The sequence below is a fragment of the Paraburkholderia sp. CI2 genome (genome assembly GCF_014201055.1).
Lineage (GTDB): Bacteria > Pseudomonadota > Gammaproteobacteria > Burkholderiales > Burkholderiaceae > Paraburkholderia > Paraburkholderia tuberum.
Map to the genome: position 1 here is coordinate 25,825 of NZ_JACHDL010000020.1, position 15,341 is coordinate 41,165.

The window sequence follows — 15,341 nt, forward strand, 5'->3', positions numbered from 1 at the left end:
GCGCGTGAGCGAACTCGACAATGCAAGCGCGCCGGAGCAATACCGGAAATTCGCCTATTGAAGAAAGCATTCAGTCGCCGCATTGGCCGCGCAACGAATTGTCACGAAAGCGAATCGCCAATTGACGCGCAATTGCCATAACGGAAATGACTGAGGCGAACGCGGGGATACACCCGATCGCGAATGACAATCGATTTGACATTTAAGCCTTCGTTGTGCAAATGCAACGACACACCGGCATTATCCCCACTTCCCCCCGCTATTTGCACCGATAGCGCTCCTAATTCATTTTTCCACTCACGCAATCCGTAATCGCACTGGCAGAATGAGCAGAATGCCAGATAGCGGGAACCGGCATGCGTCGCCATTTCCGCAATGAAACACGGCGGCCGCGATTTTCTACCCAATTGCACGCATTAACGCTATCGTCTCTTTGCGACCTGAACTCGTAGACCACCAGGAGCTTCGTGTGCGGAATCGATCGATGTCTCGCGTGAAGAAAAACCGCCAGTCCGCCGTTCGCAGCCACCGCTCGCGTGTTTCCCGATTATCTTCGAGTCCGCTTTCCGGCTCGGTTTCCAGCTCGCTTTCCAGGCTTCTCCCCCGGTTATCGCTTTGCATGACTGCGCTGGTGCTCGGCAGTTACTCCGCGTATAGCGTCGCCGGCGTTTCCGTATTGCGTCCGCCGCGCGAAGCGCTATCGAGCAGTCCACTCGAAGTGACGATCGTCTATGCCGGCGATCAACCCGATGGCACCGAAGTCGACGTGCCGGCGCAATTGAATATCGCGATCAGCAATACCGACGTGGTACCGCATCGGCTCGCGCTCACGCGCGAAAGCGGCGCACCCGAGCATCTGAAGCTCGCCGCCGGCGAACTGAAGGCAGTGCGCTATACCGGCACGTGGCCCGAATGGGCGCGCGGCGCGATGCAGATCGACGTGCCGGATCTCGACGTGTCGCCATCGTACGTGCTGCTGACGCGTCCGCCGCGCTCCGGCAAGGACGCGGCGCTCGCGTCGGCCGGGAGCGCCAATGGAGCAACGGCGGCGGGCACCGCGAGCGGCGCACCGTCGTCGACGAGCCTGATCGCGTCGTCGCCCGCGCCATCACGACCGGATGCGCCCGTGCCGCAAATCAACACTTTCCTGAGCCGCTTCTCCGCCTTCGAACCGATGTATTTCGCCGATGGCGGCGGTAGCGAGTCCCTCGCGAAATTCCAGCTCAGCTTCAAGTTCCGCCTCGTCGTTCCGGACGACCCGCGCTCGCGCGGTTTCGCGGACAACCTGTACTTCGCCTATACGCAAACCTCGCTGTGGGATCTCAAGAAGTACTCGGCGCCGTTCCGCGACACCAGCTATATGCCGGCACTCTTTTATTACCTCGAAGACACCGGCTGGAAGAGCACGTGGTGGAGCAGAATGGGCGTGATGGCCGGCTACGAACACGAATCGAATGGACGCGACGGTCCGGAATCGCGCGGCGTCGACTATGTGTTCCTCAAGCCGATCTGGGATTTCGGCGACATCCACAGCTACCATCTGACCATCCAGCCGAAGATTTATTACTATACGCACATCGCCGGCGAGAACCATGACATCGCCGACTACCGCGGCTATGTGGACCTGCGGTTCATCTACGGCAGCCCCGACGGCGCGCAATTGGACACGACGCTGCGCAAAGGAACGCAAGGCGGCAAAGGCAGCGTCGATACGCAGTTCACCTATCCATTGGCGAAGCTGATCAATAGCCGCTGGGGCGGTTATCTGTGGCTCGGCTTCTTCAGCGGTTATGGCGAGGACATTCTCGACTACAACCAGCATCGCTGGATTGCGCGAATCGGCTATAGCATCACACGCTAATCCGGAATTCGCCTGGCATGCAAGCAAAGGGCCGCCGAGCGGCCCTTTTCCATTCGATGACGGCCCACGACGCGCGGTAATACATCGAAAGTTCTGCCGTAATCCTTTCAGAAGTTTGCCCAAAGCCGCCCCCCACCCGGCGGGCAACCCGTCATGGACCGCTCGTGAATGCTGTGTGCACGAACAGACGGGCATATCGGTGTGGATTTCTCTAGAGTTGAAGGGTCGCCGGTCCAACCGGCTGGCCACGCCGCACGCTGACTTTTCCAGCGTCTAATCAAAACCACGGAAAAACCAATGAAAACCGCTCTCCTTAAAGACGTGTCGCCTGTTTCAAACGAGCCAACCGGACTTCTTTTGCATCGGAATAGTGCACCGCTTGCGCTCAAGCACGAAATTCACCCGGAACAGATCCGGGATAGCCTGCCGGCCCGTCAGGGGGGAGTCGGCTTTCTGTTCCACGCGACCGATTGGGAAACCCTTTCATTTTCTTTTCACAACGTTCGCGAACGAAGCGAATCGTTCGAAGAGGAGTTGTGGAAAACCAGGCCTTTCATCGCATCGCCGATCTATTCGGGCGCGCAGGTGATCGGCGCGAATATCGCCTGCCCGGTGCCGCTCGAAATGTGGCTCGGCAGCCCGCGCGGCATCAAGCGCTTTCGCGAGACGCAATTCTTTCCGGCGCTCGAGCTCGCCCGAAAGGCGGGCTTGAACATGGTCGCGATGGGCGCGTCGACGCCCTACGCGTGCAACTACGGCGCGCTGCCCCGGCCGGTCAAGCCGCCTCACATCACGACGGGCCACGCGGCGACCGCGGCGATGCTGAAGGACTGGGCGATCCATTGCTGCGAACAGCTCGACCTCGAGCTCGGCAACACGAAGCTCGCGCTGTTCGGCGCGGCCGGCCGGCTAGGCAAGACGGTCGCGAAGTATCTGCTCTACAAGGATGCGCCGAAGGAGCTGGTGCTGATCGATCTGCCCGACAAGATCAACCTGCTGATCGATCAGGCGAACGAGCTGCTCGCGTCGGACCTGCTCGGCAAATCGAAAGTATCGGTGCATACGTTCAGTCCGGACACGCCGCTGCCGGACTTCGACGGCGCGATTCTCGCGAGCAGCACGAGCGTGCCTTACCTGAGCGCGGCCGATCTCAAACGCGCGCAATTCTGGATCGACGACTCGCATCCGCGCGCGGCAAGCGTCGAAGCGGAACTCGCTTCTCGCGGTCATACGCTCTATATTGAATGCTTCGCGCGCGGGCCCGCCGGACTCGACACCGCGTTCCCGTTCAGGCTGCCATCCACCCGCGACTGCTATACCTGCTTCGCCGAAGGCTATTCGGCATGGCAGGAAGGTATCGCCTCCGATTTCATCATTGGCAGCCCGCCCGTGTGGTCGGTCTCTTATACTCATGGTCTCCTGAAGAAGTATGGCTTTTCGGTCGGACCGTTTCACGGCAAGAACGGCGATTCGCTCGCCGAAGGCGTCGAATCACAGCAATTCAATACGCATGAAATGATGGGTTCCTAATGAACTCGGAGGCCTGATGGCGATACCGCGCGAAAGCATGCGGGATATGCTGGAACGAAGCAGGTTCGCAATTCGATGGGGAGGCGCACTCGGCCTCCTGTGTCACCCCATCTATTACGTCGTCTGGACCTACATCCTTCCGCAGCCTTACGACAACCTGCTGCTGCGGCTCAGCGCGGCGGCCGTCTGCGTTCCCCTGCTGTTCCAGGCGCGCTGGCCGAGGCGCTACAACCCCGCGCTGCTGATCTACTGGCATTGCTGTCTGATTTACGTGCTGCCGTTCGTCTGCACGTTCCTGACCGTCAGAAACGGTTTCTCCACGATGTGGATGATGACCGAGGTCATGATGATCTTCATTCTGGCGCTGTGTATCGACAACCCCCTGCTGCTGATAACGTGCATCGGTATTGGCGTGTTTTCCGGCGGGCTCGCCGGCGTGTTGAGCGCGCCGACGCCGGTCGTTCTCAGCGCGCAGGACAAGTCCAATCTCGCGTTGCTGCCGGTGGTCGTGCTGTGCAGCATGGCGTTCAGTCATGCGATCAGCAAGGGACGCATCTTCGTCGAAAAGAACCGCGCGTTGCAGGCGCTCGCGGGGTCCATCGCGCACGAGATGCGCAATCCGCTGAGCCAGTTGCGGCACGTGCTCGACCGCGTCGAGGAAGCGCTGCCCGCGGCGACCGAAGCGGGCGCGGCGCCGACGCTGACCGACGGCACGGCCTCGCTGATGTACAACCACCTCGCGCAGGGGCAATTGTCGATCGAGCGCGGCCTGCGCATCATCGCGATGACGCTTGACGAAGTCGCCGCGAAATCGATCCGCCCGGATAGTCTCAGCTACCTCCATGCTGGCGCGACCACGCGCAAGGCGCTCGCCGAATACGGCTTCGACAACGACAAGGAACGCGCGAAGGTAAGCGTCGTCGTCAGGCGCGACTTCGTGTTCAAGGTCGACGAGACGGTCTATCTGTTCACGTTGTTCAACCTGATCAAGAACGCGCTGCATCACATCGTCGCGTATCCGCAGGCGACGCTCACATTGACCGTCGACCGCGACTCGGTGATCGTACGCGACACCGGCCCCGGCATCGCGCCCGAGATCCTGCAGCATCTGTTCGAGCCGTTTCGCACGGCCGGCAACGCGGGCGGCACCGGGCTCGGGCTCGCGTACTGCCAGCGCGCGATGCGCGCGTTCGGCGGCAGCATCGACTGCGAATCGGGACTCGGCAAGTTCACCGCGTTCACGCTGCGCTTTCCACCGGTAGCGGCCGACGAGGTCGAGGAGCACGAGCGGCGCCTGTTCGAACGCGCGATGCCGGCGTTCAAGGGCAAGCGCGTGCTCGTCGTCGACGACGACGACACGCTGCGCGCGCGCACCCGCCGCGTGCTGACGCAGGCCGGCGCCTATGTCAGCGAGGCGTCGGGCGGCGAGCTTGCGCTCGCCACGTTGCGGCGCGCGCCGCTCTACGACCTCGTGTTGATGGACATCAGCATGCCCGCGATGGACGGCTACACGACGACCGAGCGCCTCCGCGCCGACAGAGACTGCCCGAACCGCAACGTGCTGATCGCCGCCTATACCGCCGAACCGGGCATCGCGGTGCGACTGCGCGCGCGGCGCGCCGGCATGGACGAGATCATCAGCAAGACGTCGAGTGTGCAGGAGCTGCTCACCGCGTTGCAGACCCTCTTCGACAACGGTGCGCATCGTCAGCCGGGCGAACTGCCCGATGTCTTCGCCGGCAGAACCTTTGTGATCGCCGACGACGACACCTACAGCCGGCTTGTCGCGAAGGCGTATCTGGAGCGCTGCGGCGCGAGCGTCGTCGAGGCCGACCACGGTCAGGCGGTGCTGACCAAACTGCACGAAGACGGCTTCATCGACGCGATCCTGATGGACGTGAACATGCCGGGCATGAACGGCATCGAGACGACGAAGTCGATTCGCGCGCGCACCGATGCCTACGCGACGCTGCCTATCATTGCGCTGACCAGTCACACCGATGCCGAGGCGGTGCAGGCCTGCGTTGCCGCCGGGATGAACGAGGTGTTGATCAAGCCGGTGCAGGCCGGCTCGCTGTACGCATGTCTCGCGCGGCAGTTCGGCACACGCGGCGCGCTGGTTGCGGACGCTCCGCAACGAATCACGGAAACCGCGGGCGGAGCCGCGCAAACGGATTTTGCGGCGACGCCGGTGGCATTGCCCCCCACTGCGAACGCGCCCGCGGCCGCCACCATCGCTGAAGAAAGCCTGCTCGACGAAGCGCACCTCAAGGAACTGGTCTCGCTCGATCTGCTTGACGAATCGTTCCTGAACGGCATCGAACAGATTCGCTCGCTCGTCGTGCGCCTCGCAGGCAACAGCGCGGCCGTCGATATCAAGGCGACGCACGCGAGCCTGCATGCGTTGCTTGGCGTCAGCGGCAACATCGGCGCGAAGGCACTGCATCGCTACGCGCGGCAGATCTATCCAAGCGTGATCGCCGGTGAGTGGCCAGTGGAAACCGACTGGCACGCCGAGATCCGCGCGTTGAGCGCGCGCTCGACCGACGCCTTGCAGCGGTATTACGCGTCGGCGAAAGGCCGGCGCGATCATCGCGACGCACTGAGCGATTGAGAGGGCGGCCTCGGTCGCCCTCTTTGCAGCGTGAAGTCAGAACTTGTGCAGCACGCCGACCGCAACAGCGAGCTGGTTCGCGCCGGTCTTCACGGTCGTCGTCGCGACCGAAGTCGCCCACCCCGTCGCACTCAGCGCAGCCTTCGAGCTGTTGATCACATACGTGATGTCGGTGTACAGCGCCGTGCGCTTCGACAGCCAGTAGTCCGCGTTGACACCGGTGCTCAATGCGTGCGCGTCGACCTGGCGATACGCGTGGTAGTAAGTCGCGGCTGCAAGGTCCAGCGCCGGCGTCACCCTGTAGCGCACGCCCGCGAACGCCATCGACTGCGGCGGCGATGCCGCGAGCGTCGACCGGACGTCGTTCAGCAGCAATTCGTAGCCGCCGTACAGCGTCGCCTTGCCGATCTGATACGAACCGCCGGCCACGTAGCGGCGCTCGCTGTCGCCCGATGAAGCGATGGCCGAGCCTTGCCGCTGCTCGTACACGAACGTCAGATTCAGCGGCCCCTGCACATAGCGTCCGCCGATGTCGTACTGCTTGCCGACGCGGAACGAGCCCGCCACCGGCACGTTGTAGGTGACTGCGTCGTAGCCGAGGCTGTAGAGCGCATTCAGCTCGAATGGTCCCACATGGCCGAGATACGACACCGCGTTATCCGCGCGACCGACGAACTGCGCGTCCTGCGCGGAAAGGCCGTAACTCGAATAACCGAGCGGGTCGAGCGCGAGGAAGTAGCGATACATCGGCGTCATCTGCCGGCCGAGCATCATCGCGCCGTAGCGGTCCGATTCGAGTCCGACGAACGCCTGCCGGCCGAACAGCCGCCCTCCTTGCTGCAGGGCACCGGTATTCATCGACATGCCCGATTCGAGCGTGAAAATCGCCCGCAGTCCGCCGCCGAGATCTTCCTTGCCCGTGAAACCCCAACGCGAATTCAGCCGGTTGCCGGTGCCGAGAGCGACCTGCGTGCCCGACGATCCCTGCGACGTGACAGCGTGAGTCACGTAGGTCACCCCCGAGTCGACGATGCCATAGAGCGTGACCGACGACTGCGCATGCGCCGCGCCGCTGATGCCGATACCAATACCACATGCAAAAAGGACCTTCGACGGCCTGGCGAGAGGGTTGTGCTTCACCATGTGTCTCCTGCTGGAAAGTGAGTTGTTTTGTGATGCGGATCAGTTATCGTCCGACCTCTGTCGTCGCGGTAGCCGGCGCGGGGCCGAGTCGGCTACCGGAGAATCGGTCATTCGCGTGCGATGTGCGGGTTGACGAAGAACATCGCGATGACCGCGATAGCGGGTCCGATCGCGAGTGTGAGGAGCGCGAGCATGAACGAATGGCTCGCGCCATACAGCGAGCCGACCACCATCGGCGACACCGCGCTGCCGGACTGCCAGATAGCATTGGTCCAGCCGGCGCTCGCGCCCGCGAGACGCTTGCCCGATGCGTCGCTGACCTGAGCCATCAGCACCGGCAGATAGCCGAACGAGAACGCACCGAGAACCGGCGCGACCAGATAGAACTGATGCACCGTCGAGCAGTAGCCGAACACCAGCAGCGCGATCGCGAAGGCGATCAGGCAGCCGATCGACATCATCCGCCGCGACACACCAGGCAGGTCGGAGATCCAGCCGAGCGTCGGCTTCGCGATCACCGCGCCGATGCCGAACGAGGCGACGATCGATCCGGCGACGATCGGCGCAATGCCGTATTGGCGCGTCATCAGTGCGTTGCCCCATGCACCGAAGCCGACGGTCGCCCACAACCCGCCGCAGCCCGCGATCGACAGCGCGATCAGGTTACGGTTGCGCAACAGGCCGAGCATTTCCTGGAGGCTGTTGCGCGCGGGCTTCGCTTCGTTCGAAGGCCGGTTCTTCAGCAGCAGCAACGTGACGATGCCCCACGCGAACGTGACGATGCCGAGCATATGGAATGCGTTCGACCAGCCATGCCGCGCGGAGAACGACGGCACGACCGCATTCGCGATCACGACGGCGAGCGACGTCGCGGTCGTGTAGAGGCCCATAGCGCGGCCACGGTCGCGCGTGAACCATGCGGGAATGATCTTCATGCCGGCCGAGTAGTCGGCGCCCGCCGCGAAACCCATCGCGGCCTGAATCACGATGCCGAATGCGAGCGAATGCGTATAGCCGAACGTGAACGTGAGCACGCCGAGCGGCAGCAGCGCAAGCGTGAGCATCGCGCGACCGCCGAGCAGATCGGTCAGCATGCCGCCAACCACGTTCGCGATCACATAGCCCGCGTAAAACGCGGTCACGAACGCACCAAGCATCGACACGCCGATGCCGAGCGACGCGCCGACCGGCGCGGCCACCGTACTCCACGCGACGCGGACCACATAGCTGAGCAGAAACGCGGCCCAGACGATGAACAACGCGACCCAGCGATACGGGCTCGTGTCGGCGCTACTCGCCGCCCTCGCATCGTTCCCGGTCCAGACGCTCGCGGGCATAGCCTCCGACGACGCCAGATTCTTCTCCATGACTCCTCCGATGCCGGGCGTGCCAGCGGCCGCCCGTTTTCTTTCTGATGAATGGCGCCGACCGCGCCTGGCGGCCGGGCCGGCGATTACGGTTACAGATCGAGCACGAGCACCTTCGACTTCGCGCGTGAACAGCACGGCAGGAACTGATCGTTGCGGGCCTGCTCTTCTGGCGACAGGAACAGGTCGCGGTGGTCAGGTTCGCCTTCGAGCACCCGCGTGACGCAGGTGCCGCAAATGCCCTGCTCGCACGACACCGGCACGTCGACGCCCGCCGCCGCGAGCGCCTGGGTGACCGTGCAATCGGCCGCAATCGACACGACGCGGTCCGAGCGCGCGAGCCGCACGTCGAACGACGTGCCATCACCCGACGGCTGCGCCGCCGCGAAGTATTCGTAATGCAGACGATCGTCACTCCAGCCGAGCGAGCGGGCCGTGTCGAGCACCGCGTTCATGAAGCCCTGCGGACCGCACACATATAGATGCCGGTCCGCGCCGCCGTCCGTCAGCAGTGCGTTCAGATCGAGCATGCCGTGCGCGTCGTCGAAGTGGTATTGCACGTTGTCCGCCCACGACGACGCGGCGATTCGCTCGACGAACGCCGCACGGCTCTTCGAGCGCGCGCAGTAATGCATTTCGAACGCCGCGCCCATTGCCGCCAGTTGCTCCGCCATGCAGAGAATCGGCGTCACGCCAATGCCGCCCGCGAGCAATAGCGGCTTCGCGTCATGCCGGGCGAGCGGAAAGTGATTGCGTGGCACGCCGATGCGAATCGCGTCGCCTTCGTTCACCGCGTCGTGCATGCGCTGCGATCCGCCGCGCGAACCGGCGGCGCGCAACACCGCGATCTGATACCGGTGACGCTCGCGAGACGCGTTGCACAGCGAGTACTGCCGCACCGGCCCACCGGGCACATAGACGTCGATGTGCGCGCCCGCCTCGAACGGCGGCAGGTCGCGGCCGTCGATGTCGACGAACTCGAAGCCGGCAATCCCATCGGCTTCGTCGCGCCGTGCGGCGACACGCACCATCAGCGTGGAATCGGTCATGTTCATGCCACCTCCTCCGCTCACATCGCCGACAGGCCGCCGTCGACCATCAGTGTCGTGCCGGTTATGTATGAAGCCTCGTCGCTCGCGAACCACAGGATCGGCCATGCGATCTCTTCGGGCGACGCCCAACGGCCGATCAACGACGTGTCCTGGCGTTGCGTCTTCAGCACTTCGACGCTTTTGCCCGATGCAATGGCCCGGTTCATGTGGAATTCGGTGAGCGTCGAACCCGGGCACACCGCGTTCACGCGCACGCCGTTCGCGGTCTCCTCGAACGCGAGTGTGCGGGTCATCGCGAGCATGCCGGCCTTGGTCGCGTCGTACAGGCCCATGCCCTTGCGGCCGGTCACCGCGTAGCACGACGACACGTTGACGATGCTCGCGCGGCCCGCGCGACGCAGGAACGGCAGCGCTGCCCTGCAATAGTTGGATGTGCCGACCAGATTGACGGACACCATCGCCTGCCACTCGGCCGGCGTCGCGTCGGCGAGCGCGCTGTAGTTGCGCATCGCCGCGTTGTTCACCAGCACGTCGAGCCGGCCGAACGAATCGGCGGCGAGTTGCGCCGCGCGCACCGCATCGGCGTCGTGCGACACGTCGGCCGCGAACGTCTCGACACGCGCGGACGGATCAGCCGCCTTCAGTTCGTCGGCGACGCGCGTGAGCGCCTCCGGGTTCGCATCGACGAGCACCACCGCGGCGCCCTCCGCGCAGAACACGCGCGCGGTCGCGGCACCGATGCCGCCTCCGCCGCCGGTGATCAGCGCGACCTTGTCCTCGAGTCTTTTACGTTGCTGCATTGCATGCCGGCGCGCAGCCGGCCTCCTTTTGCGGAATGGGCAGAAGGTCCAGTCGGACCAGACGACGACACGCGCAGCCGGACCGAAGTCCCGCTGCGCGGTGCATCAGATCGAGTAGATCGGCTGGTCCTTGCCGTCGTGCAGATGGATCACCGCCCATTCCTGCGGCTTCTGATCGCGCGGCAGCAGCACGCCGGCAGCACGTACGCGCTGCTGGTCGGCGTCGATCGCGGGCGGATCGGTGTCGGGCACCAGCGCCGTTGCCGCCTCGTACATCATGCGGCGCGCCATCACGATCGCGCGGTCGGTCGGCAGCAGCTTTTCCTTGCTGTGATCCTGGATCGGACCCATGCTTTCCTGCAGCGACGCGTCCTGCATCGCAAAGCCGAACACGCCCGAGTACGCGCGCTTTTCCTTCTGAGCCTGGCGGTCGATCAGGTAGTCGTTGTCCTTGTTCGCTTTCGGCCGGAACGTGCCACCCTCCTCGTACTCACAATGAATGCCCTTGCCGGCGTTCAGGTCGGCCAGTTCCTGCTCGTCGAGCGGACGGTCCGGGCGGAAGTTGATGCTCCACGCCCAGCAGGTGTGATCGTCGATCGGCACCCATACGTGGCCCGCGAGCGAGTGATCGCCGAACGGCGGGATCAGCGTGTACCACGGGAACAGCCACTGCGTGACGCGCCAGTAGTACGAATCCGGCTCGCCGTTGCGGCGGCCGAACAGCGTGAGGCCGAACGGCTGCTTCTCGATCTCGAAGATCACGTTGCCGTCCGCCTTGATGTAGTCGAGTGCCTTCGTGCCCTGGTGCATCGGGTCCTCGTCGACTTCGTAGCGGTGTACATACGACACGTGACTCGTGTCGATGCCGCCTTCCATCGCCTGCAGGTAGTTCGATTCCTGCAGCCGCTTCGAGACGAACACGTGGCTCTCCGGCAGATTGCACCACTCGAGATCCGGCGGCGCCGGCTGGCGGTCCTTCGGCCCCATGTACGCCCACACGATGCCCGCGCGTTCGATGCACGGATACGCGGTGATGCCCATGTGCTTGCACGCCTGCGGCGCGGACGGCACTTCCACGCAGTTGCCGTTGCGGTCGAATTTCAGACCGTGATACGAGCAGCGGATGCCGTTCTCTTCATTGCGGCCGAAGTACAGCGACACGCCGCGGTGCGAGCAGAACTCGTCGATCAGCGCCGGCTGGCCGTCGGAATCGCGAAAAGCGAGCAGCTTTTCGCCGAGGATCTGCACGCGCACCGGCGGGCAATCAGGCTCTGCGATTTCGCTGGCGAGGAGCACCGGCACCCAGTAGCGGCGCATCAGATCGCCCATCGCCGTGCCTGGGCCAGTGCGAACCAGAGTTTCCGACATGTTCTTGTCCATCATTCCTCCGAATCCGGTTGTCCGTTGTATGAGAATGTATTCTCATTGTACGGACAGATTGATCGACGTCAAGTTCTTGCGGCTAGGGACTTTCACTACAATGTGCAATCGACGCGGACCGCTGCAGAAAGGAAATTTCAAATGGAAGAAAAAAAGCCGCACGAAAATGTGCGGGCAGTCGAACGGGCGCTAGAAATTCTTCTGGCGTACCGACCTGGGGACAAAGAATTGACCGTCGCGGAGCTGCTGACCCGCGTGGACCTGAGCCGACCGACGCTGTACCGCCTGCTGAATACGCTCGAACAGAACGGCTTTCTCGCCTCGTCGGGCGAGCCGCAACGCTTCAGGCTCGGCAGTTCGGTCGCGCAACTCGCGCACGCGTGGATGGCGAACAATACGATCGCGCAGCTCGCGCAGCCGATGCTGCGCGAGCTTTGGGAAGCGACATCGGAGACGGTCGCGTTGTTCGTGCCGGAGGGGACGTACCGGATCTGCGTGGCCGAACTGGAAAGTCCGCAGCCGCTGAGTTTCCGGCGCGGGGTCGGCTATCGCGAGAAGCTCGTGCTCGGCGCGAGCGGCCGCACGATTCTTTCGCAGATGCCGCTGTCGAAGGACGATCTGCGGCGCTATCTGACCGATCCGGATCAGGACGTCGCGGCGCTAGCCGCCGATCTCGACGCGGTCCGCGCACGAGGCTTCGGCACCAGCCATCACGAGCTGATCGCCGGCGCAGTCGCGGTAGCCGCGCCGTTCTTCAACGGCGCGAACCAGGTGGCAGGTTCGGTGTGCATCTTCGGGCCGAGCGTGCGCGTAACCGATGAGCGCGTCGCGCAGTTCGCGGAGTTGCTCAAGCGCGAGGTGGGCAATCTGTCGCGTGCGCTTGGGCATCAAGGGGAAACTGGACGGCCGCCGGGTACGGCACGTCGGTGAAATCGGCCTCAAAGGCGCCGGCTAACGCCGGGAGCGTCGTCAGAAACGTCGACGCTTTGCTCGGGCTCCCGCTGATTCAGGGCTGAAGCCGAAACCTCACGCCTCTGGCTGTGCGTTTATCACGCGCCCCGCGAGCGCCGTGCGCCTGGGACCGGACGGCATTATGTTCGGCATAGCCATTGCCGCTGCGATGCCGGCATAAGCGTTATTGGCGACATCGTTGATAGCCTGGTTTGCCTGGGTTAAACAGCTGGTCGCTAGCGTTGTTGACCGGCTGTACGCCCTGTGCGCCATCGGACACGTGCACGATACGGGCAACCGCGCCCGTCGTGATCCGTCCGAATGGCGAGACACAGCAGAATCATCTCCAATGAGCAGTGAGACGCTGCCATCATGTGGCAATCCTCAAGTCGATAGGATTGGTCCGATGCACTATGCAATGCGATAGGGTCAAATTCGACCGTAGCAGTCGTCCAGGCGCACAATATCATCCTCGCCGAGATAACTGCCCGATTGAACCTCGATGATTTCGAGCTGCACTTTGCCCGGATTCTCCAACCGATGCTGCACGCCGAGCGGAATGAAGGTCGATTGGTTTTCTGAAAGAAGAAACTGGTCCTCGCCCCGTGTCACGAGCGCGGTGCCGCGCACGACGACCCAGTGCTCGGCGCGATGGTGGTGCATCTGCAATGACAGGCGAGCGCCAGGCGCAACCACGATGCGCTTCACCTGAAACCGCTCGCCGCGCTCGATCGCATCGTAGAAGCCCCACGGACGGCGCACCTTCCGGTGCGTCTCGGCTTCAGGCGCGCGCTGCTCGCGAAAGCGCGCCACCAGCGTCTTGATGTCCTGCGCGTGTGAGCGGTCGGCGACGAGCACGGCGTCGTCCGTGTCGACGACGACTACGTTGGCGGTGCCAACGCATGCAACCAGGCGCCCGCCCTCGGCGCGCACATAGCTCGAGGTCGCGCCTTCGAAAACGACACGCCCGCTCGCGACGTTGCCGAGCCCGTCCTTCTCCATCGCTTCCCATACGGCATCCCAGGATCCGAGGTCCGACCATCCCGCCGCCAATGGCACGACCACGCCTTTGCAAGGCGAGCCGGCCGCGCCGATGTGCTCCATTACCGCATAGTCGATGGAATCCGCCGGCACACGGCCGAACTGAAACGGGCAAGGACGAATGAAGTTGTCGTCCGCCTTGCCTTCCGCGAACGCCGCGGTGCAGGCCGCATGCATGTCGCCGTTGAGCTTGGCTAGCGCTTCGAGCCACACGCCCGCTCGCACGATGAAGATGCCGCTGTTCCACCAGTAGGTGCCTGCAGCGACGTACTGCGCGGCGAGTTCGGTCGTGGGCTTTTCGACGAAGCGGTCGATCAGATGTGCGCCGTTTTCGAGGGCGTCGCCGATTCGGATGTAGCCAAAGCCGGTATCCGGCCGTGTGGGCGCAACGCCAAACGTCACGATCATGGAGCGTTCGGCATATTCAGCGGCAATTGCGATCGCACGATGCAGCGCCGGAATGTCTGAGATGGAATGGTCAGACGGCATCACCACCATGATCGCGTCGTCATCCTGATTAACGGCTGCGAGCGCCGCGAGCGTGAGCGCCGGCGCCGTATCGCGCCGCGCAGGCTCGACGATAATCTTCGCGCAGACGCCGCACGCCCGCACCTGCTCTTCTGTCTGGAACCGGTGTTCCTCCCCACACACGATAATCGGCCGAGTGTCGACGTCGAAGCCGCCGACGAAACCCTCCATCCGTGTGACGGTAGCCTGCAGCAATGAATCCCGTCCGACCACACCGATCAACTGCTTTGGAAACTGCTCACGCGACATCGGCCAGAGGCGCGTGCCCGATCCGCCTGCGAGAATGACCGGGACGATGCGCCGACAGGAGTGCCCGAGCGACGCTTCTGCCTTCGCCGCTGCCATTGCGTCTTCAGAACTCACCGCGTCTTCCATCATCCACCCCTCTGGTCTTGCGTCGAACACGTACTTCCCGGCATCGCCAATTCGATTCATCGGTTATGGGTTCGCCGTGAAGCGCACTTTCTCCTGCTCTCCCACATAGGGGCCCTACTTGACTTCGATGAAAGATACGTCGTCGATGACCTCGAACCCGTGCCCACCTGACGCCAGCAAGATGACATCACCCGCGCACAGCACGCGGCTCGTCAGGAATTTTCGATCGGCCGTATAGAGCTTGACCATCACGCGGCCCCGCTTGATGAAGAGAGAACGACCTCACGCGTCTGCAAGCATAGGAGCAGTTCCAGGGTCACTAGACGGGTTGACCGAATATGCCATGACGTTGGCTGAAGCGAGTTTCGCGGTACCAGGTGGTCTCACACGCACCACCTGATCTGCTCTTCTTTGGTTCATCATGCACTTATCCAAAGTGTTGCCCGCAGCCCATAAAGGAAGAGTACCTGCACACGAGCAGCTTCGAGCATACCAACGAAGCCTACGCTATCGCGAAGGTCGCCGGGCTCAAGCTTTGCGAGGGGTATAACCGACAGCACGGAACGCGGTACATATCGGTGATGTCCGAACGACAACGATGATTTGCAGAACGACCCCGGGTCCGCCGTACTGGCCTTGCTCGACGCCGACGGGGCCGAAGGCGTGTTCAATATCGGATACGGACGGGGACACTGCAAT

General features: G+C 63.3%; 12 protein-coding genes. 5 read left to right on the top strand and 7 right to left on the bottom strand.

The genetic code is table 11. The features are described 5' to 3' along the window. Positions 1-619 precede the first annotated feature (619 nt). From HDG32_RS24565 to HDG32_RS24575, 3 genes are all read left to right on the top strand, one after another. Positions 620-1,861, top strand: a complete 1,242-nt coding sequence (locus HDG32_RS24565) for a phospholipase A (RefSeq protein ID WP_184071386.1) — start codon at positions 620-622, stop codon at positions 1,859-1,861. Between the two features lie 297 nt (positions 1,862-2,158). Next, entirely contained in the window at positions 2,159-3,391 is a 1,233-nt protein-coding gene (locus HDG32_RS24570) for a hypothetical protein (RefSeq protein ID WP_184071388.1), read from the top strand. Positions 3,392-3,407: 16 nt separating this feature from the next. Next, positions 3,408-6,005 (top strand): response regulator, encoded by a 2,598-nt coding sequence (locus HDG32_RS24575; protein WP_184071390.1) that lies wholly within the window; start codon positions 3,408-3,410, stop codon positions 6,003-6,005. A gap of 36 nt (positions 6,006-6,041) precedes the next feature. Here HDG32_RS24575 and HDG32_RS24580 read toward each other — a convergent pair whose 3' ends face one another. The 5 genes from HDG32_RS24580 to HDG32_RS24600 all read right to left on the bottom strand — a co-directional run bounded on the left by HDG32_RS24580 (position 6,042) and on the right by HDG32_RS24600 (position 11,747). After that, positions 6,042-7,148 carry a porin gene (locus HDG32_RS24580; protein ID WP_184071393.1) on the bottom strand — a complete coding sequence of 369 codons (1,107 nt, stop codon included), beginning with the start codon at positions 7,146-7,148 and terminating at the stop codon, positions 6,042-6,044. 107 nt (positions 7,149-7,255) lie between these two features. After that, positions 7,256-8,515, bottom strand: coding sequence for a nitrate/nitrite transporter (locus HDG32_RS24585; protein ID WP_184071395.1), 1,260 nt, complete (start codon positions 8,513-8,515; stop codon positions 7,256-7,258). 92 nt (positions 8,516-8,607) lie between these two features. After that, entirely contained in the window at positions 8,608-9,570 is a 963-nt protein-coding gene (locus tag HDG32_RS24590; protein ID WP_184071397.1) for a PDR/VanB family oxidoreductase, read from the bottom strand. 14 nt (positions 9,571-9,584) lie between these two features. After that, on the bottom strand, positions 9,585-10,367 hold the full coding sequence (locus HDG32_RS24595; protein WP_090806258.1) for an SDR family NAD(P)-dependent oxidoreductase: 783 nt from the start codon (positions 10,365-10,367) through the stop codon (positions 9,585-9,587). Positions 10,368-10,472: 105 nt separating this feature from the next. After that, positions 10,473-11,747 carry an aromatic ring-hydroxylating dioxygenase subunit alpha gene (locus tag HDG32_RS24600; protein WP_184071569.1) on the bottom strand — a complete coding sequence of 425 codons (1,275 nt, stop codon included), beginning with the start codon at positions 11,745-11,747 and terminating at the stop codon, positions 10,473-10,475. Between the two features lie 141 nt (positions 11,748-11,888). Here HDG32_RS24600 and HDG32_RS24605 point away from each other — a divergent pair, with 141 nt between their 5' ends. Further along, a complete protein-coding gene (locus HDG32_RS24605; protein WP_184036620.1) occupies positions 11,889-12,677 on the top strand; it encodes an IclR family transcriptional regulator in 789 nt (262 codons plus the stop codon). Between the two features lie 450 nt (positions 12,678-13,127). Here the strand turns inward: HDG32_RS24605 and HDG32_RS24610 are convergent, their stop codons facing one another. Beyond that, a complete protein-coding gene (locus HDG32_RS24610; protein WP_184071571.1) occupies positions 13,128-14,612 on the bottom strand; it encodes a mannose-1-phosphate guanylyltransferase/mannose-6-phosphate isomerase in 1,485 nt (494 codons plus the stop codon). Positions 14,613-14,756: 144 nt separating this feature from the next. Beyond that, positions 14,757-14,894, bottom strand: a complete 138-nt coding sequence (locus HDG32_RS24615; protein WP_184071585.1) for a hypothetical protein — start codon at positions 14,892-14,894, stop codon at positions 14,757-14,759. A 125-nt stretch (positions 14,895-15,019) separates the two neighbouring features. On the opposite strand from HDG32_RS24615, the gene HDG32_RS37080 reads away from it, so the two are divergent. Then, positions 15,020-15,244: an NAD-dependent epimerase/dehydratase family protein gene (locus HDG32_RS37080; protein WP_409259722.1), complete on the top strand. Its 225-nt coding sequence runs from the start codon at positions 15,020-15,022 to the stop codon at positions 15,242-15,244. Positions 15,245-15,341 lie beyond the last annotated feature (97 nt).